Source organism: Falsiruegeria mediterranea M17, assembly GCF_900302455.1.
Lineage (GTDB): Bacteria > Pseudomonadota > Alphaproteobacteria > Rhodobacterales > Rhodobacteraceae > Falsiruegeria > Falsiruegeria mediterranea.
Genome location: NZ_ONZG01000004.1, coordinates 234,466 through 250,583 on the forward strand (window position 1 = coordinate 234,466; position 16,118 = coordinate 250,583).

The 16,118-nt window shown below is 59.5% G+C and carries 19 protein-coding genes; 10 read left to right on the forward strand and 9 right to left on the reverse strand.

Going from position 1 to position 16,118, the window contains the following annotated elements:
* Positions 1 to 379 precede the first annotated feature (379 nt).
* Positions 380 to 892, forward strand: a complete 513-nt coding sequence (locus tag TRM7615_RS09630) for a YkgJ family cysteine cluster protein (protein ID WP_108786868.1) — start codon at positions 380 to 382, stop codon at positions 890 to 892.
* On the opposite strand, the gene TRM7615_RS09635 is transcribed toward TRM7615_RS09630, so the two are convergent.
* The 3 genes from TRM7615_RS09635 to TRM7615_RS09645 are packed head-to-tail and all read right to left on the reverse strand — an operon-like array spanning position 889 to position 2,899.
* Entirely contained in the window at positions 889 to 1,680 is a 792-nt protein-coding gene (locus tag TRM7615_RS09635) for a metal ABC transporter permease (RefSeq protein WP_108786870.1), read from the reverse strand. The two genes, TRM7615_RS09630 and TRM7615_RS09635, sit on opposite strands and share 4 nt — an antisense overlap.
* Positions 1,680 to 2,423: an ATP-binding cassette domain-containing protein gene (locus TRM7615_RS09640; RefSeq protein WP_108786872.1), complete on the reverse strand. Its 744-nt coding sequence runs from the start codon at positions 2,421 to 2,423 to the stop codon at positions 1,680 to 1,682. The genes TRM7615_RS09635 and TRM7615_RS09640 overlap by 1 nt, the downstream gene beginning before the upstream one ends.
* Complete coding sequence (locus tag TRM7615_RS09645) at positions 2,423 to 2,899, reverse strand: Fur family transcriptional regulator (protein WP_108786874.1); 477 nt, start codon at positions 2,897 to 2,899, stop codon at positions 2,423 to 2,425. Before TRM7615_RS09645 ends, TRM7615_RS09640 begins: the two co-directional genes overlap by 1 nt.
* 95 nt (positions 2,900 to 2,994) lie before the next feature.
* Between TRM7615_RS09645 and TRM7615_RS09650 the strand changes: the two genes are divergently transcribed.
* Positions 2,995 to 4,200, forward strand: a complete 1,206-nt coding sequence (locus tag TRM7615_RS09650) for a zinc ABC transporter substrate-binding protein (protein WP_108786876.1) — start codon at positions 2,995 to 2,997, stop codon at positions 4,198 to 4,200.
* Positions 4,201 to 4,254: 54 nt separating this feature from the next.
* On the opposite strand, the gene TRM7615_RS09655 is transcribed toward TRM7615_RS09650, so the two are convergent.
* The gene (locus TRM7615_RS09655) at positions 4,255 to 4,590 is read right to left on the reverse strand and encodes an ArsR/SmtB family transcription factor (protein WP_108786878.1); all 336 of its coding nucleotides are present in this window, start codon (positions 4,588 to 4,590) and stop codon (positions 4,255 to 4,257) included.
* Between the two features lie 434 nt (positions 4,591 to 5,024).
* Positions 5,025 to 6,029 carry a GlxA family transcriptional regulator gene (locus tag TRM7615_RS09660; RefSeq protein ID WP_108786880.1) on the reverse strand — a complete coding sequence of 335 codons (1,005 nt, stop codon included), beginning with the start codon at positions 6,027 to 6,029 and terminating at the stop codon, positions 5,025 to 5,027.
* A 265-nt stretch (positions 6,030 to 6,294) separates the two neighbouring features.
* On the opposite strand from TRM7615_RS09660, the gene TRM7615_RS09665 reads away from it, so the two are divergent.
* The 6 genes from TRM7615_RS09665 (at position 6,295) to TRM7615_RS09690 (ending at position 10,145) form a co-directional block, all read left to right on the forward strand.
* Positions 6,295 to 6,921: an ATP-dependent Clp protease proteolytic subunit gene (locus TRM7615_RS09665; RefSeq protein WP_108786882.1), complete on the forward strand. Its 627-nt coding sequence runs from the start codon at positions 6,295 to 6,297 to the stop codon at positions 6,919 to 6,921.
* Positions 6,922 to 7,085: 164 nt separating this feature from the next.
* A complete protein-coding gene (gene clpX, locus TRM7615_RS09670; RefSeq protein ID WP_108786883.1) occupies positions 7,086 to 8,354 on the forward strand; it encodes an ATP-dependent Clp protease ATP-binding subunit ClpX in 1,269 nt (422 codons plus the stop codon).
* 129 nt (positions 8,355 to 8,483) lie between these two features.
* Positions 8,484 to 8,849, forward strand: coding sequence for a RidA family protein (locus tag TRM7615_RS09675; RefSeq protein WP_108786885.1), 366 nt, complete (start codon positions 8,484 to 8,486; stop codon positions 8,847 to 8,849).
* 78 nt (positions 8,850 to 8,927) lie between these two features.
* A complete protein-coding gene (locus TRM7615_RS09680) occupies positions 8,928 to 9,311 on the forward strand; it encodes an NADH:ubiquinone oxidoreductase subunit NDUFA12 (protein WP_108786887.1) in 384 nt (127 codons plus the stop codon).
* A gap of 13 nt (positions 9,312 to 9,324) precedes the next feature.
* Positions 9,325 to 9,780 carry an outer membrane lipid asymmetry maintenance protein MlaD gene (mlaD, locus tag TRM7615_RS09685; protein WP_108786889.1) on the forward strand — a complete coding sequence of 152 codons (456 nt, stop codon included), beginning with the start codon at positions 9,325 to 9,327 and terminating at the stop codon, positions 9,778 to 9,780.
* The gene (locus tag TRM7615_RS09690) at positions 9,777 to 10,145 is read left to right on the forward strand and encodes a DUF2155 domain-containing protein (RefSeq protein WP_235824054.1); all 369 of its coding nucleotides are present in this window, start codon (positions 9,777 to 9,779) and stop codon (positions 10,143 to 10,145) included. Before mlaD ends, TRM7615_RS09690 begins: the two co-directional genes overlap by 4 nt.
* Here the strand turns inward: TRM7615_RS09690 and aat are convergent.
* The 4 genes from aat to TRM7615_RS09710 all read right to left on the reverse strand — a co-directional run bounded on the left by aat (position 10,100) and on the right by TRM7615_RS09710 (position 13,319).
* Positions 10,100 to 10,732, reverse strand: coding sequence for a leucyl/phenylalanyl-tRNA--protein transferase (gene aat, locus TRM7615_RS09695; RefSeq protein ID WP_108786891.1), 633 nt, complete (start codon positions 10,730 to 10,732; stop codon positions 10,100 to 10,102). The genes TRM7615_RS09690 and aat overlap by 46 nt on opposite strands.
* A gap of 48 nt (positions 10,733 to 10,780) precedes the next feature.
* On the reverse strand, positions 10,781 to 12,130 hold the full coding sequence (accC, locus tag TRM7615_RS09700; protein ID WP_108786894.1) for an acetyl-CoA carboxylase biotin carboxylase subunit: 1,350 nt from the start codon (positions 12,128 to 12,130) through the stop codon (positions 10,781 to 10,783).
* A gap of 10 nt (positions 12,131 to 12,140) precedes the next feature.
* A complete protein-coding gene (accB, locus tag TRM7615_RS09705; RefSeq protein WP_108786896.1) occupies positions 12,141 to 12,635 on the reverse strand; it encodes an acetyl-CoA carboxylase biotin carboxyl carrier protein in 495 nt (164 codons plus the stop codon).
* Between the two features lie 147 nt (positions 12,636 to 12,782).
* Positions 12,783 to 13,319, reverse strand: coding sequence for a LuxR C-terminal-related transcriptional regulator (locus TRM7615_RS09710; RefSeq protein ID WP_108786898.1), 537 nt, complete (start codon positions 13,317 to 13,319; stop codon positions 12,783 to 12,785).
* 87 nt (positions 13,320 to 13,406) lie between these two features.
* On the opposite strand from TRM7615_RS09710, the gene TRM7615_RS09715 reads away from it, so the two are divergent.
* Both TRM7615_RS09715 and TRM7615_RS09720 read left to right on the forward strand, forming a co-directional pair.
* A complete protein-coding gene (locus tag TRM7615_RS09715; RefSeq protein ID WP_108787296.1) occupies positions 13,407 to 14,567 on the forward strand; it encodes an acetyl-CoA acetyltransferase in 1,161 nt (386 codons plus the stop codon).
* Positions 14,564 to 16,066 carry a class I adenylate-forming enzyme family protein gene (locus tag TRM7615_RS09720; protein WP_108786900.1) on the forward strand — a complete coding sequence of 501 codons (1,503 nt, stop codon included), beginning with the start codon at positions 14,564 to 14,566 and terminating at the stop codon, positions 16,064 to 16,066. Before TRM7615_RS09715 ends, TRM7615_RS09720 begins: the two co-directional genes overlap by 4 nt.
* The last annotated feature ends 52 nt before the right edge of the window (positions 16,067 to 16,118 follow it).

Genomic DNA, 16,118 nt, shown 5'->3' on the forward strand with positions numbered 1-16,118 from the left:
GACCAAATCTCAATTTTTTGCTCGACTTTATGAGTTTCCAGAACCGGTTCGGGAAGTTGTGATAAGGAGAGGATTGGCGGCGGATCAGCCCGCTGATCGCCGTGGTCACTGCAAAGGCCAATGAGGCGCGGCAGACGATGTTGTGGCCTGCGCGCGTGTCGAACCAATAGGCGCCATAAAGCCCTCCAAATTCCGACGGCCAGCCAATGGTGTGCAAGCTGACCACGACAGTCGGGCAAGGCCAATGATGGCGGCCTGCAATCGTTTTGAAAAACTGTGTTTCACGGCGCAGCCCCTTCTTCCCGTTGGGGGGACGGGGGTGCTCTGATACTCTCTTCACGGGAACGTGAGGGGAGATCATCATGACCGGACGGGGTTCATGAGCGGGCTGTGTGTGTCCTGCAACCTGTGTTGCAACGGCTCGATTTTTGCGCGGGTGCCGATCACCGAAGAAGAGCGGCCCCGGCTGCCGAAAGAGGTGCAGGTCTTTGCCCGTGACGGCGCGTTGCGGATGCGGCTGCCTTGTCCTCGGCTGGGTGATGACGGGGCCTGTACCTGCTATGACGTGCGCCCGGACACCTGCCGGACGTATAACTGCAAGCTCTCGAAACGGCACAACGAGGGCGAGATCGACGAGCGGTCGGCAGTGGAGATCACGCAAGAGATCAAGGCAGCGCAGGCGCGGTCGATTGTGTTGGCGGCGCGGGCCATGGGGCAGGGGCCTGACGCGTTCAAGGGCATGACGATCTTTGAGGTGTTCAAGGTGCTGAACGCCAAGATCAAGGATCCGAACGTTGCGGTGGACGCCTATACGGCGCGGCGGGCCAAGCTCCACCGCAATTTCTATGTCGATCTGGTCAAGTTCCACATCCAGTCGGGGTATTGGGATTAGCGGCGGATCAGCCCGCTGATCACCGTGGTCGCTGCAAAGGCCAATGAGGCGCAGCAGACGATGCTGGGGCCTGCTGGGGTGTCGAACCAATAGGCGCCATAGAGCCCTCCGAGTGCTGACAGCGCGCCGATGATGGCGGCGGTGACGGCCATGGCTTCGGGGGTTCTGACAAGGGGCCGTGCGGCGGCAGCTGGGATCACCAGCATCGCCGCAATCAGCAGAACGCCCACCACCTTGATCGCAACGGCCACCATCAGGGCCAGCGCCAGCGTCAGCCAGACCTCCTCTCGTCGGGGATCAATGCCGGATGCACGGGCCAGGTCGGGGTTGAGTGTCGACAGGATCAGCGCCGACCAACGCCAGAGGATCAGACCGGCTACGCCAAGCCCCCCCAGCCAGATGGTCGCCAGGTCCATGCGGTTCACCGCCAGGATGTCGCCAAACAGGAAGGCCATCAGGTCAAGCCGCACGTTCGACAGCATCGCCACGGCCACCAGCCCAACCGCCAGCGCGGAGTGGGCCATCACGCCAAGCAGCGTGTCCATGGCATAGCCTCTGCCCCGCAGGGCAGTGACGGCCGAGGACATGGCAAGCGCGGCGACAATGACCGCAGGCAGGATCGGCAGTGAGAAGGCCAGCGCCAGTGCGACACCCAGCACGGCGGCATGGGCCGTGGCCTCGCCAAAATAGGCCATCCGTCGCCAGACCACGAAACAGCCCATGGGGGCGGCGGCCAAAGCCACACCAACGCCAGCCAGCGCAGCGCGGACCATGAAATCGTCAAGCATCAGTGTTTGTGCCCGTGTTCGTGTGAGTGGTCGTGAGAATGCGTGTGCTGGTGGCGATAAAGCGCCAGCGCGCCTTGGGTGCCGGAACCGAACAGCGCACGGTATTCCGGTGCCTCGGCCACCACCTCGGGCGCGCCCTGGCAACAGACGTGCCCATTCATGCACAGCACCCGGTCGGACGCGGCCATCACCACATGCAGATCGTGGCTGACCATCACGACGGCGCAGCCAAGCGTGTGGCGGACATCTTCGATCTGGCGATAGAACGCGGCAGAACCGGGTTGGTCGAGGCCTTGGGTCGCCTCATCCAGCAACAGGAGGTCGGGTTGCTCCAATAGGGCGCGCGCCAGCAGGACGCGTTGAAACTGTCCGCCGGACAACTGCGACATCTGCCGGTTTTCCAACCCCGGTGCTCCGGCACTGTCCAGCACGTCACGCGCCTTGGCACCTGAGATACGTTTGGGCAGGCCCAGGAATCGCTGCACGGTCATGGGCAGCGAGGCGTCGATGGCGAGTTTTTGCGGCACATAGCCGATCCGCAGCCCATCAGCGCGCGTAACCCGGCCCGACGACGGCACCTGCGCGCCGATCAGCGTCCGCAGAAAGGTCGACTTGCCCGACCCATTGGGGCCAACAATGGTCACGATCTCTTTGGGCGAGATCTGGACGCTGACGTCATGCAGAACCGTGCGCCCGCCCAGGCGAACGCTCAGGTTCTCGGTCGAAATCAGGGGGGCAGTCATCAGGCAGTCCCCGTGCAGGCCGGGCAGATTCCTTCGGCCTCGACCACGATCTTTTCTATGGTAAAGCCCGAGCTTTGGGCGGCATGGCTTAGATCCCCGTGTGATACCTCTGAATCCGCTTCCGCCACGGCCTTACATTCGCGGCAGATCAGAAAGGCGGGGATGTGGTCATGGTTGGGATGCGCGCAAGCCGTGTAAGCGTTCAGACGTTCGATCCGGTGGACGAACCCGTTCTGCACAAGAAAGTCGAGTGCACGGTACGCGACAGGCGGCTGCGAGCCCATTCCTTCCTCTGCCAGAACGGCCAGGATGTCATAGGCGCCCATGGCCTGGTGCTTGTTCAGCAGGATTTCCAGCACACGACGGCGGACTGGGGTGAAATGGAGCTTGTTCGTCGCGCAATAGGTTTCCGCCTGTGTCATTGCGGTGTCGATACAGCGCCCGTGATCATGCTCAGAAAACCCGATGGTACCCATAATTTTTGTCCTAACGGAAGTTTTGCTGCTTGATATGTTATAACGTCCAGCCTAACAAGCGCAATCAATGTTACATCATAACGTTCGAGGGTTCCATGCTACGCAGTTTCGCGCTTTCCGCCGTCACCCTGTCCGTCGCCTCGGTTGCGGCTTACGCCGAACCGCCGAAGGTGGCCACAGATATTGCACCCATCCACAGTCTGGTCGCTCAGGTCATGAACACAGTGGGCAAGCCGTCGCTGATTGTTCGCCAGGGGGCATCGCCGCACGGGTATTCGATGCGTCCATCCGAGGCGCGCGCGCTTCAGAACGCGGACCTGGTTGTCTGGGTTGGTCCGGAGCTGACACCGTGGTTCGAAAAGCCGCTGTCGTCTTTGTCCAAGAACGCGGTGAAGTTGGAGCTTCTTGACGTTCCGGGCACGTTGCAACTGCAGTATCGTGAACTCGGAGAAGATGATCACGACGATCATGCTGATCACGACGATCATGCTGATCACGACGATCATGACAAACATGACGATGATCATGCCGACCACGACGATCATGACAAGCATGACGATGATCATGCCGACCACGATGATCACGACAAACATGATGATGATCATGCCGATCACGGCGACGATCACGCTGACCATGACGATCACGACAAGCATGGCGATGACCACGACGATCACGATGACCACAAGGCTGCCGAAGGCCACGACGATCACGATGATCACGCAGATGAAGGTCATGACGATCACGATGATCACGCGGGTCACGACGATCATGACCATCACGACCATGACGGCGTGGATCCGCACGCATGGCTCGATCTGCAGAACGCCCAGGTTTGGGTGTTGGCAATTGCCGAGCAGCTGGCCAAATTGGATGCTGAAAACGCCGAAGTTTACCTGATGAATGCGAAAGCTGCGGTCGAAGAGCTCAAGGCTCAGGAAGCTGCATTGACCGAGCAGCTCAAAGGGCTATACGACCAGCCTTACGTGGCCTTCCACGATGCCTATCAGTACTTTGAGAACCGCTTTGACCTGAAAATCGCGGGCACGGTTGCTGTGGGCGATGCAAGCGATCCCAGCCCGGCGCGCGTTGCGGCCCTGCGGGACCAGATTGTTGATCTGGGTGTCACCTGCGCCTTCGCCGAGCCACAGTTCGATCCGCGGCTGCTCGAGGCTGCGACTGAAACCGGCGAAGTGGAGATCCGCGTGATTGACCCTCTGGGCAGCAAGCTGGACACCGGTGCAGCTTTGTACGGCCAGTTGGTTGCAGCCATGGCGGACGAATTTGCCGCCTGCGTCAAGTAACAAAAAGTCAGGCGCGGGCAGACTGGCTGTCGGTCGGCCAGGTCTGCCCGCGTTTCATTTGGAACTGCAGAACAGGTCGTAGACCACTTCCAAAATTCGTCGTGGCCGTTCGTCAGCCAGACTGTAGTAAATCGCCTTGCCTTCGCGGCGGGGGGTTACCAACCCTTCGAGACGCAAGCGCGACAGCTGCTGAGACACCGCGGCCTGACGTGCGGATAGCAGGGTCTCGAGCTCAGTCACCGATTTCTCTCCGGTCACCAGGTGACATAGGATCATAAGCCGGCCTTCGTGGCTGATCGCTTTCAGAAAATTCGACGCTTTTGTTGCATTCTCGACCATGCTGTCGAGTTCTTGTTCGTCCATTTGGCTGGAAAATTGTGGGAGAGCCATTTTTTCAGTCCTTCGTACCCGGCATGTCCGGGGCGTGTTCGCGATCCATTCCTTGTTTCGCTTCGATAGGTGCGGTCGCTTACAGCATTTGTTCAATCAAATCTACATTATCGTCCAATATGATCGTACAAGTTCCCGTGTATGAACTACTTTAGCGTGCAACAAAGGGCCCTTGTTCGAACACTGTTTGCGGTCTGACCGATGCCTCATTAGCACAATTCAGACAGTCTGTTCCGCGACTAGTTTGTTGTTTTTGAATGTGGGAATTTGTTCACCAACGAGTGAATTTCAAATAGAGAGTTTCTCAACCATGGCGAGATTTGTTGCTTGAATTCCCTGGCAAGGGGGAAACATTGACCTAAGGTCACCTTGGCGGTCATCCCGCCAAGTGAGTCGGGTTCATTGCCCGAGCTGACACCGCAAAACGGGGATCTTCAAGACCATGCTTTGCGGAAAGAATGGGGAGAGTCGCCATACTTTGACCGAAACTGTCGCGACAGGTGGCTTGTGTTGGCAAATCCGGTGGCGGCTGCGATCTCGGCCACGGTCATGTTGGTTTCGTTCAGATAGGTGAACGCGCGCGAAATCCGCAAGTCCAGGTAATAGGCCATGGGACCCTGGCCCAGGTATTTCTTGAACAAGCGTTCCAATTGTCGACGCGAGATGTTCAGCCGGTCGCACAGATCCGAACTGGACAGCGGCTCTTCAAGCGCTTGTTCCATCAACGAGATGGCGCGCAGCAGTGCCGGGTTTCGGCTGCCAATGGCGACCGAATGGGCCGAGCGTTGCGGAGATTTCGTACCCGATCGCATGTGAATGCACATATCAGCCACCATGATCGCCAGTTCCGGCCCGTGGCGTTGCTCGATCAGGGCCAGCATCATGTCGATCGAGGTATTTCCGCCCCCGCAGGTGGTGATGCGCCCGTCAGTCTCAAAAATGTTTGGCGAGGGCTCCAGCATCGGGAACGCCTCGGTAAAGCCCGGCTGATTTTCCCAATGCAGGGTGAATTTGCGATCTTTCAGCAGGCCCGCATGGGCCAGGGCAAAGGCCCCGGTGCAAATACCGCCCAAAGACCGACCAAAGCGATGCTCGCGCCGCAGCCAGTTCAGTACGCCCGGCGAGCTCGATTTCTCGGGTTCCACGCCCGCGCAGACAAATCCGACTGTGTCGGCATCAAGGGGGGCCAAGGCCTCGTCCGGGGTGATCCGCAAGCCGTTGGAGCAGGTGATCGGCTGGCCGTCTTCGGTCATCGTTTGCCAAGTATAGAGCTGCCGTTTGGTCAGCTGATTGGCGATCCTGAGCGGTTCAATGGCCGCCGCCAGCGCCAGCATCGTGACCTTGGGCAACAGCACAAAACAGAACTTTTGCGGCGGCCCGTCGAAATGCAGGGGCAAATTGGCGGAGGCGCCTTTTTGGACAAACGGATCTCGGGACATGGGTCATGACCAGCGGCGGAACGGGAAACCGGCGGCGGCATACTCCTTTGTGGGGCGGATGGGCGGGTTGGATGGGGTATACCTTGCGGGCAGCGCGCCCCAGGGTCAACCGTGCGGCACTCGGGAACACCATTGCGACAGTGTGCGTGCCCAAGGCATGAATTCAACCTCCAGCCCTTGCAGCCCCCCAGCGGCGATACTAAGACTCAGGTAACCTTAGTCGGGTAGCGTCCCGAGCAACCGCAAATGAGCAGGCAGGTCCCATATGTTCGATCCAGTTGATACCTACATGAACACGCTTGTCCCCATGGTCGTCGAGCAGACCAGCCGGGGCGAACGTGCCTACGATATTTTCTCACGCCTGCTGAAGGAGCGGATCATTTTCATCAACGGTCCGATCCACGATGGCATGAGCCATCTGATCGTGGCGCAGTTGCTGCACCTCGAGGCGGAAAACCCCTCGAAAGAAATCTCGATCTACATCAACAGCCCCGGCGGCGTGGTGACCAGCGGCCTGTCGATCTATGACACCATGCAATACATCAAACCCAAATGCTCGACCCTGGTCATCGGTCAGGCGGCATCGATGGGGTCCGTGCTGTTGGCTGGTGGCGAGACAGGCATGCGCTTTTCGTTGCCCAACAGTCGTATCATGGTGCATCAGCCTTCGGGTGGCTATCAGGGCCAGGCCAGTGATATCATGATCCACGCGGCCGAAACCCAGAAACTCAAGGACCGGCTGTATGACATTTATGTCAAACACACTGGCCAGTCGAAGAAAGCCGTTGAAAAGGCCTTGGATCGGGACAACTTCATGAGTCCCGAAGAGGCCAAGGATTGGGGCCACATCGACGAGATCGTGGAAAGCCGTCCCAAAGGTGAAGACGCTTAAATAGTGCGTTGACGGGCGCCTCCCCGGGTCGTGAGTCTCGGGGGTGCGTTTTGCGATTGTAGAGGTCACGGCACTGGCCTAAGCTGCCGTGACACGTGGCAGCAGAGTCTCCGAATACGGAGATGATACGACAGACGGCATAGACGGAGACCGAAAGGTAGACCATGGCGACAAATTCCGGCGGTGACAGCAAGAATACCCTCTACTGCAGCTTTTGCGGCAAGAGCCAGCATGAGGTGCGCAAGCTGATCGCGGGCCCGACAGTGTTCATCTGCGATGAATGCGTCGAATTGTGCATGGACATCATCCGTGAGGAAACCAAGGCCAGCGGCCTCAAGGCATCTGACGGTGTGCCCACGCCCAAGGACATCTGCGAGGTTCTGGACGACTATGTGATTGGCCAGGCCATGGCCAAGCGCGTGCTGTCGGTTGCCGTCCACAACCACTACAAACGCCTCAATCACGCCCAGAAAGCGGGTGGTGACATTGAACTGGCCAAGTCGAACATCTTGCTGATCGGTCCCACCGGTTGCGGTAAGACGCTGTTGGCGCAGACGCTGGCGCGCATTCTGGATGTGCCGTTCACCATGGCGGATGCCACAACGCTGACCGAGGCCGGTTATGTGGGTGAAGACGTCGAGAACATCATTCTCAAGCTGCTGCAGTCGTCGGAGTATAACGTCGAACGTGCACAGCGCGGCATCGTCTATATTGACGAAGTCGACAAGATCACCCGCAAGTCGGAAAATCCCTCGATCACCCGCGACGTATCGGGTGAGGGTGTGCAGCAGGCGCTGCTCAAGCTTATGGAAGGCACGGTTGCCTCTGTTCCGCCGCAAGGCGGCCGCAAGCACCCGCAGCAGGAATTCCTGCAGGTGGACACCACCAACATCCTGTTCATCTGTGGCGGTGCCTTTGCAGGTCTGGACAAAATCATCGCGCAGCGGGGCAAGGGCTCGGCCATGGGCTTCGGCGCTGACGTTCGCGACGACGACGCGCGTGGCATAGGCGAGATCTTTACCGATCTGGAACCCGAAGATCTGCTGAAATTCGGCCTGATTCCGGAATTCGTCGGCCGTCTGCCCGTTTTGGCAACGCTCGAGGATCTGGACGAGGACGCGCTGGTGACCATTCTGACCCAGCCCAAGAACGCTCTGGTCAAGCAGTATCAGCGCCTCTTTGAACTGGAAGAGACCGAGTTGGACTTTACCGACGATGCGCTGAAATCGATCGCCAAGCGTGCCATCGAACGCAAGACCGGTGCACGTGGCCTGCGCTCGATCCTCGAAGACATCCTGCTCGATACCATGTTCGAGCTGCCGGGTCTGGACAGCGTGACCAAGGTTGTCGTGAACGAAGAGGCTGTGACCTCGGACGCGCAACCGCTGATGATCCACGCGGACGCGGAAAAAGAGCCGGCCTCGGCGGGTTGATACTTCGGAGACTGAAATAATAACGGCGCGAAACTAATCGCGCCGTTTTTTGTTGGGAGTTTGGGGATAGTGGGCTTTGCCCCGTCGCTGCGCGACAAAACCCATGACGTTTTTTGCAAGAGGAAGAACATGAGCATCACGCGTATTTCGACTGGTGGAGAGTTCGAAGCCAAGGTCGGCTATTGCCGTGCGGTTGTGGCCGGTGGGTTCGTGCATGTGGCGGGCACCGTGGGGCAGGGTGACGATGTGGTCAGCCAGTGCAAATCGGCGTTGGAGGTGATTGGCGGCGCGTTGGAAAAAGTTGGTGCATCCTTTGCGGATGTGGTGCGGGTGACATACATGCTGCCAGACCGACACGAGTTCGAACCTTGTTTCCCGATCCTGCGCGAGGCTTTTGGCGACAATCCGCCGGCAGCCACGATGATCGAATGCAACCTGATCGACCCGAAATTCCGCATCGAGATCGAAGTAACGGCCCTGGCGCCCCAAGCGTAAGGGACCATTCACCGCAGGGGTCTGGACCTTGGGCGGTGAATTCGCCATAACTTCGACCAACGGATCAAGGAGTAGCCGATGGGCATTCTCAACACCCTGCTGAGCGCCGTGACCTGGTGGAACGGATCGACGCTGAACACCCGCATCTATACCTCGCGCAAAGGGGTCAAGGTGGGTGAAGACGATCAGGGCAATGTGTTCTATCGCACGGCTGACGACAGCAAACGCTGGGTCATCTTCAATGGCGAGGCCGAAGCCAGCCGCGTTGATCCGAACTGGCATGGCTGGCTGCATCGCACATGGGATGAGCCACCGACCGACAAGCCGCTGGTTCACAAGGATTGGGAAAAGCCGCATCAGGAGAACCTGACCGGCAGCGCGCTGGCATATGCGCCTGCGGGTTCTCTGCGTCAGGCCCAGCCTGTGGAACGTCGCGATTACGAGGCCTGGAGCCCAGAGTAAAAAGAGGACCGTTATGTCCACACACAGCACCGCCGAAGTTCTTGTCGGGGGCGTGGTCTTGGCCGCTGCCATCGGGTTTGGCGTCTTCGCCACCCAAGCCACTGGCCTGTCGCAAAGCAGCGCGGGCTATGAGCTGGGCGCATCGTTCCGCTCGCTCGAGGGTGTGACTGTTGGCACCGACGTGCGCCTGGCGGGCGTCAAGATCGGCACCGTCACGGGCGTTGACCTGAACCCCGAAAGCTACCGCGCGGACACCACGTTCAGCGTGGCCAACGGCATTCAGATCCCTGATGACAGCGCTGTTGTGATCTCCTCCGAGGGACTGCTGGGCGGCAACTTTGTCGAGGTGATGCCAGGTGGCTCGCTTTTCTATTTCGAGGCAGGGGACGAGATCGAGGACACTCAAGGCGCGGTGAGCCTGATTTCCCTGTTGGTGAAATTTGTTGCCGGTGACGGGAGCAGCGAGTGATTCGCGCGCTGGTCCTGATTGCCGTTTTGGCAGCGAGCAGCGCGTCGGCGCAGGATACGGTGGTCTCGGCATCTGGTGCTATGCTGCGTGGCTTGGACAAGGTGAACGGGCAGACTTTCGATGTCGAGCTGGGCAATGGTGAGACGGCCGAGGTATTTGGCCTTGATGTCGCCTTGGGCGATTGTCGCTATCCTGCAGACAACCCCACGGGCGATGCCTTTGCCTTTTTGACGATTTGGGAACAGGGCAAGCAGCAGGCGTTGTTTGATGGTTGGATGATCGCGACGGCCCCGGCGCTGAACGCGCTGGACCACAACCGCTACGATGTCTGGGTGATCCGCTGTATCACGCCCTCTGCGGATTGACGGATCGGCGCTGTGAAATCGGCGCTTTGGGTCACGGCCGCTTCCAACAACTGATGGTACCGCGCACGCGGGATTTCAATCGCGCCTAACGACGCCAGATGCGCAGTCAGGAACTGCGTGTCAAAGAGGGAAAAGCCGGTCTGGGTCAAACGGTCCACCAGATAGGCGAGCGCAATTTTTGACGCATCGGTGCGGCGCGAGAACATGCTCTCGCCAAAGAACCCGGCCCCCAGGGTGACGCCGTAAACTCCGCCGATCAGGTCATCACCATCGCGCACCTCCAGCGAATGGGCAAAACCGCGTTCATGCAGGGTCAGGTAATGGGCGCGAATTTCGGCGTTGATCCAGGTCTCGGCGCGGTCGGCACAGCCATCCACGACGCCTTCAAAGTCGCGGTTGATCGAGATGGTGTAGGGCATTCGCCGAATGCGTCGGGTCAGTGAGCGCGAGATGTGGAAGCGGTTGAGAGGGATGATACCGCGCAATTTGGGATCGACCCAGAACACGTCCGGATCAGCACGATGTTCGGCCATCGGGAAAATCCCGATGGAATATGCGTGCAACAACAGTTCTGGGGACAGGGTCATGCGCAAATCTTGACTGCCGGGCAGGGCGTGCCTGCCCGGCGACAGGGGTTATTCGCCCATGTTTGCCTCAAGCCAACGCTCCAGCCAGTGGATGTTGTAGTCACCGCTGTGGATGTCGGGCTCTTGCAGCAGGGCGTGGAACAGAGGCACGGTGGTGTCGATGCCATCGACGATCAGCTCTCCCAACGCGCGGTCGAGGCGGGCCAAGGCCTCGTCCCGGTCGCGGCCATGCACGATCAGTTTGCCGATGAGTGAATCGTAGTAGGGCGGGATCGAATAGCCATTGTACAGCGCCGAATCCATTCGCACGCCCAAGCCACCAGGCGCGTGATAGGCCGAGATCTTGCCCGGGCAGGGGGCAAAGTTCGGCAGACGCTCGGCGTTGATGCGGACCTCGATCGCGTGGCCGTTGATCTCCAAGTCGTCCTGACCAAACGACATCGGTAGGCCGGCAGCGACCCGAATTTGTTCGCGCACCAGATCGACGTCAAAGATGCCTTCGGTCACCGGGTGTTCCACCTGCAGACGGGTGTTCATCTCGATGAAGTAGAACTCGCCGTTTTCATAGAGGAACTCGATGGTGCCGGCGCCGATATAGTTGATGCGTGCAACCGCATCCGCACATATCTTGCCGATCTTGGCGCGCTCTTCAGGTGTGATGCAGGGGCCGGGGGCCTCTTCGAACACTTTCTGGTGGCGGCGCTGCAGCGAGCAGTCACGTTCACCAAGGTGGACCGCGTTGCCTTTGCCATCACCAAAGACCTGGATCTCGATGTGGCGGGGTGTGGTGAGGTACTTCTCGATATAGACTTCGTCATTGCCAAAGGCGGCTTTGCCCTCTGCTCGCGCTGTCATAAAGGCGCTTTCCATCTCGTCCGCGCTGTGCGCGACCTTCATGCCGCGTCCGCCGCCACCAGCGGTGGCCTTGATGATGACAGGGTAACCAAACTCTTCGCCGATGCGCTTGGCATCTTCGAGTGTGGGGACGCCACCGTCCGAGCCGGGCACACAAGGCACGCCCAATTCTTTCATGGTGTCCTTGGCGGTGATCTTGTCACCCATGACCCGGATGTGTTCGGCGGTGGGGCCGATGAAGGAAAGCCCATGATCTTCGACGATCTGTACGAAGCCAGCGTTTTCCGACAAAAAGCCGTAACCGGGGTGGATCGCCTGCGCACCGGTGATCTCGCAGGCCGAGATGATGGCAGGGATCGACAGATAGCTTTGCGGGCTGGGAGGAGGTCCGATACAGACCGATTCGTCTGCCATGCGCACATGCATCGCGTCGCTGTCGGCGGTGGAATGCACGGCAACCGTGGCAATCCCCATCTCACGCGCGGCGCGGATGACGCGCAGGGCAATCTCGCCCCGGTTGGCAATCAGGATTTTGTCAAACATGCGGACCGCCTTACTCGATGATGACCAGGGGTGTCCCGAATTCGACGGCTGCGCCGTCATCGACAAGGATGCGTTTCACAGTACCCGACTTGGGCGCGTGGATGTGGTTCATGGTTTTCATGGCTTCCACGATCAGCAGCGTGTCGCCTTCGCTGACTTGCGCACCCACGCTGATGAACGATGGTGCGCCAGGTTCGGCCTGCATGTACACGGTGCCCACCATGGGCGAGGTCACGGCGCCGGGGTGGCTGGCCGGGTCAGCTTCGGCAGAGGCGGGTGCTTCGGCTGCCGGAGCGGCAGCAACCGGAGCCGCAGTAGGTACAGCAACCTGTGTGGGGGCGGCTGCCACGATCGGGGCAGGTGCGGCTCGGCTGACGCGGACGTTCAGGCTGTCATCGTCGCTGTATTCGCGCATGACTTCCAGCTCGGTCAGATCGTTCTCGCGCAGCAGCTCGGCCAGCGCCTTGATGAATGCCACATCCGCTTCGTGTTTGGTTTCGCTCATGAGTGTCCTCGAAGGTTCCCTTGGTGCCCGTCTGATGCGCGGGCTGCGTAGATTACCCGGCGTTATAGGCCATGACATCAGCCATGAAAAGCGCCGTTACAAAGGGGAAAGATGGGGGTTGCGGCAAAAATTGCGAGGGGCGTGGCGTTACAAGGGCATGCCTGACAGTTTTGCCACCAGCTCTGGCAATTTGCGCGCCCCGAATTTTTCCAGCAGGCGGGCGCGATGTGCCTCGATCGTGCGATAAGACAGGCCCAGTTCCAGCCCGACCTCTTTCGCCGACAGTCCACGGCACGTCATGATCGCAACATCGCGCTCGCGCGGTGTCAGTTCGATCACCGGTCGGTCTTCAGAAATGTCCGAGAAACTCCAGATACCATGTCTGAATGGATCATCCGGGGTCAGCGATTTGCCCCTGGCTCGGCACCAGAAAAGATCACCGCTGCGCCGCCGCATGATGCGTTCATCGCTGTAATACCCCGTCTCTTGCATCGCTTGCAGACCACGCGCTCCAATGCGTTCAAAATCCTCGTGGCTGGGATAAAGGTGCAAGAGTGGCATGTCGCGGTAATCTTCTTCGTTGCCACCGAACATCACCGAAAACTGCAGGTTACAGCGCCGGATTATCCGGTTCTCTAGCTCGACAAGGCCGATGGGTGCATATTCGAAGGCTGGATCGCTCATGGGTAATTAATGCCGGGTATTTCTACGGAATTGAACGGAGTGCTCACTCTTTCCTAAAGTTACCATAACAGATTGGGGAGAGGAATGATGGTAAACATTGTGGGATGGGGTCACACCAAGTTCGGAAAGCTGACGGACATGTCACTTGAGGACATGATCACAGCCGCCGGGCGCGAGGCGATTCAGGACGCGGGCCTTGGCGCGGACGTCATCGACGGGATCTGGGTCGGGCACTTCAACGCGGGGCTGGTGGCTGATGGGTTTCCGTCGTCGCTGGCAATGTCGATTGACCCGGCTTTAAGGTTCAAACCAGCAACGCGGTTGGAGAATGCCTGTGCATCTGGTTCGGCCGCAGTCTTTGCAGCGCGCCAGGCGATCTTGTCGGGCGAGTGCAAGGCGGCGTTGGTGATTGGCGTCGAAAAGATGACCCACTTGCCCACGCCCGAAGTGGCTGCGGCCCTTGGCCATGCGGCGTATCAAAAGGAAGAGGCGGGTCTGTCGTTTCCAGGCGTCTTTGCCATGTTCGCACAGGCTTATTTCGACAAATACGGCGATCACACGCAGGCCTTGGCCAAGATTGCGGCCAAGAACCATGGCAATTCGGTCAACAACCCGCTGGCGCAGTTGCAAAAGCCGATGGACGAGGCGTTTTGCGCCGAAGTGTCGGACCGCAACCCGATCATTGCAGCTCCGCTGAAAAAGACCGATTGCTCGCTGGTTTCGGACGGGGCTGCGGCAATGGTGTTGGTGGCGGATGATCTGCTGGGCGATGCCCGCAAAGCGGTGCGGATGCGTGCGACTGCACAAGTGAATGATATCATGCCGATGTCACAGCGCGACGTGCTGGCATTCGAGGGTCCGCGCCGTGCCATCCATCAGGCCTATGACCGGGCGGGCATCACCGTGAACGATCTGGATGTGGCCGAGGTGCACGACTGTTTCACCATTGCCGAATTGCTGATCTATGAGGCAATGGGGTTGGCGGCGCATGGGTATGCCGTGAATGTTCTGGAGGGCGGGGTGGTCCATGCAGGTGGCAAGCTGCCGGTGAACCTGTCTGGCGGGCTCAAGGCCAAGGGACATCCGGTGGGTGCCACGGGCGTGTCGATGCACACACTGATCGCACGACAGGTGCTTGGTCAGGCAGATGCGATGCAACATCCGGGTGCCGAGCTGGGTTTGGTATTCAACATGGGCGGCTCGGGTGTCGCGAATTACGCCTCGGTGCTCGAAGGCGTAAAGGCATGAACATCGGCCACTGGTTGCACCGGCAGGCACAGGTCGGAGGTGACCGGCCTGCGCTGTTTCTGGGGTCAGAGCAGGTCGCGACCTATGCCGGGTTTCACAACAGCGCCGCCCGGTTGGCTGGATGGCTGCTGGCGCAAGGCGTAAGCCCTGGCGATCGTGTGGCGCTGTTCATGAAGAATTGCCCGGACTATCTGATCACGCTTTTTGCGATTTGGTATGCGGGGGCTGCTGCCGTGCCGATCAACGCCAAGCTGCACGGGCGTGAGGCGGCGTTCGTCATCGACAATGCTGAAGCAGGGTTGGCCTTTACCTCTCCGGGCTTGACGGAAGGTTTAGGTGAGGCCGGGACCAAGGCGCGTTTGATCGACGTCACTTCGCCCATCTTTGCAGAAGCGTTGAAGGTTGATCCGCTTCCGCAACCCGCGATCCGCGCCCCGGATGATCTGGCCTGGCTGTTCTATACGTCCGGAACCACGGGCAAGCCCAAGGGCGTCATGATCACGCATCGCATGTTGATCGGCGTCTCGCTCGCGTATTTTACGGACGTCGATACAGCCTCGAAGGACGACAGCATCTTGTATGCCGCGCCGATGAGCCATGGTGCCGGGCTTTATGCGATGTTGCATGTGCTGGTGGGCGCGCGCCATGTTTGTCCGGTGTCGGGCGGGTTCGACGAGCGTGAGATTTTCGAATTGGCGCGCCTGTTTGATCGGGTGCAGATGTTTGCCGCCCCGACGATGGTCAAGCGCATGACCGATGTGGCGCGGGCGACAGGAGAGAGCGGGCGGGGTCTGCGGACTGTGGTTTATGCAGGCGGCCCGATGTATGTCGCTGACATCACGGCAGCTGTGGAGCATTTCGGGCCTATATTTGTGCAGATCTATGGCCAGGGCGAATGTCCGATGGGCATCACGGCCCTGCCGCGTCACGATGTGGCCGATCGCAGCCATCCTCGTTGGCGCGAAAGACTGGCCAGTGTGGGTCGCGCCCAATCCACGGTCGAGGTTCGCGTGGGCGATGCACAGGGCAACCCGCTGCCGCTGGGAGATGTGGGTGAGATCATGGTGCGGGGCGACGTGGTCATGCCGGGCTATTGGCAAAACGACGAGGCCAACGCCAAGACCCTTTTGGATGGTTGGCTGATGACCGGGGACATGGGGTTCATGGATGCCGATGGCTATGTGACACTGCAGGACCGGTCCAAGGATCTGATCATCACGGGCGGTTCGAACGTTTATCCGCGGGAGGTCGAAGAGGTGTTGCTGACCCACCCGAAGGTGCAAGAGGTCTCGGTCGTGGGTCGGCCACATCCCGACTGGGGAGAGGAAGTCGTGGCCTTTGTGGTGGGTGAGGCGGATGCTGGCGAACTGGACGAACTGTGCATCGACAGTATTGCTCGGTTCAAACGCCCCAAGGATTACATTTGCTTAACTGAGCTGCCCAAGAACAACTATGGGAAAGTGCTGAAAACCGAATTGCGCAGGCGTTTGAGTGGTTGAGGGGAATGCTCCCGCCCCCGCTGCATGCCCTGACGGGACCTGACGGGGTTGG

Bases quoted from the DNA above. Each gene is read 5' to 3' on its own strand.
- TRM7615_RS09630 (WP_108786868.1), top strand. From the start codon at position 380: ATGAGCGGGCTGTGTGTGTCCTGCAACCTGTGTTGCAACGGCTCGATT.
- TRM7615_RS09635 (WP_108786870.1), bottom strand. From the start codon at position 1,680: ATGCTTGACGATTTCATGGTCCGCGCTGCGCTGGCTGGCGTTGGTGTG.
- TRM7615_RS09640 (WP_108786872.1), bottom strand. From the start codon at position 2,423: ATGACTGCCCCCCTGATTTCGACCGAGAACCTGAGCGTTCGCCTGGGC.
- TRM7615_RS09645 (WP_108786874.1), bottom strand. From the start codon at position 2,899: ATGGGTACCATCGGGTTTTCTGAGCATGATCACGGGCGCTGTATCGAC.
- TRM7615_RS09650 (WP_108786876.1), top strand. From the start codon at position 2,995: ATGCTACGCAGTTTCGCGCTTTCCGCCGTCACCCTGTCCGTCGCCTCG.
- TRM7615_RS09655 (WP_108786878.1), bottom strand. From the start codon at position 4,590: ATGGCTCTCCCACAATTTTCCAGCCAAATGGACGAACAAGAACTCGAC.
- TRM7615_RS09660 (WP_108786880.1), bottom strand. From the start codon at position 6,029: ATGTCCCGAGATCCGTTTGTCCAAAAAGGCGCCTCCGCCAATTTGCCC.
- TRM7615_RS09665 (WP_108786882.1), top strand. From the start codon at position 6,295: ATGTTCGATCCAGTTGATACCTACATGAACACGCTTGTCCCCATGGTC.
- clpX (WP_108786883.1), top strand. From the start codon at position 7,086: ATGGCGACAAATTCCGGCGGTGACAGCAAGAATACCCTCTACTGCAGC.
- TRM7615_RS09675 (WP_108786885.1), top strand. From the start codon at position 8,484: ATGAGCATCACGCGTATTTCGACTGGTGGAGAGTTCGAAGCCAAGGTC.
- TRM7615_RS09680 (WP_108786887.1), top strand. From the start codon at position 8,928: ATGGGCATTCTCAACACCCTGCTGAGCGCCGTGACCTGGTGGAACGGA.
- mlaD (WP_108786889.1), top strand. From the start codon at position 9,325: ATGTCCACACACAGCACCGCCGAAGTTCTTGTCGGGGGCGTGGTCTTG.
- aat (WP_108786891.1), bottom strand. From the start codon at position 10,732: ATGACCCTGTCCCCAGAACTGTTGTTGCACGCATATTCCATCGGGATT.
- accC (WP_108786894.1), bottom strand. From the start codon at position 12,130: ATGTTTGACAAAATCCTGATTGCCAACCGGGGCGAGATTGCCCTGCGC.
- accB (WP_108786896.1), bottom strand. From the start codon at position 12,635: ATGAGCGAAACCAAACACGAAGCGGATGTGGCATTCATCAAGGCGCTG.
- TRM7615_RS09710 (WP_108786898.1), bottom strand. From the start codon at position 13,319: ATGAGCGATCCAGCCTTCGAATATGCACCCATCGGCCTTGTCGAGCTA.
- TRM7615_RS09715 (WP_108787296.1), top strand. From the start codon at position 13,407: ATGGTAAACATTGTGGGATGGGGTCACACCAAGTTCGGAAAGCTGACG.
- TRM7615_RS09720 (WP_108786900.1), top strand. From the start codon at position 14,564: ATGAACATCGGCCACTGGTTGCACCGGCAGGCACAGGTCGGAGGTGAC.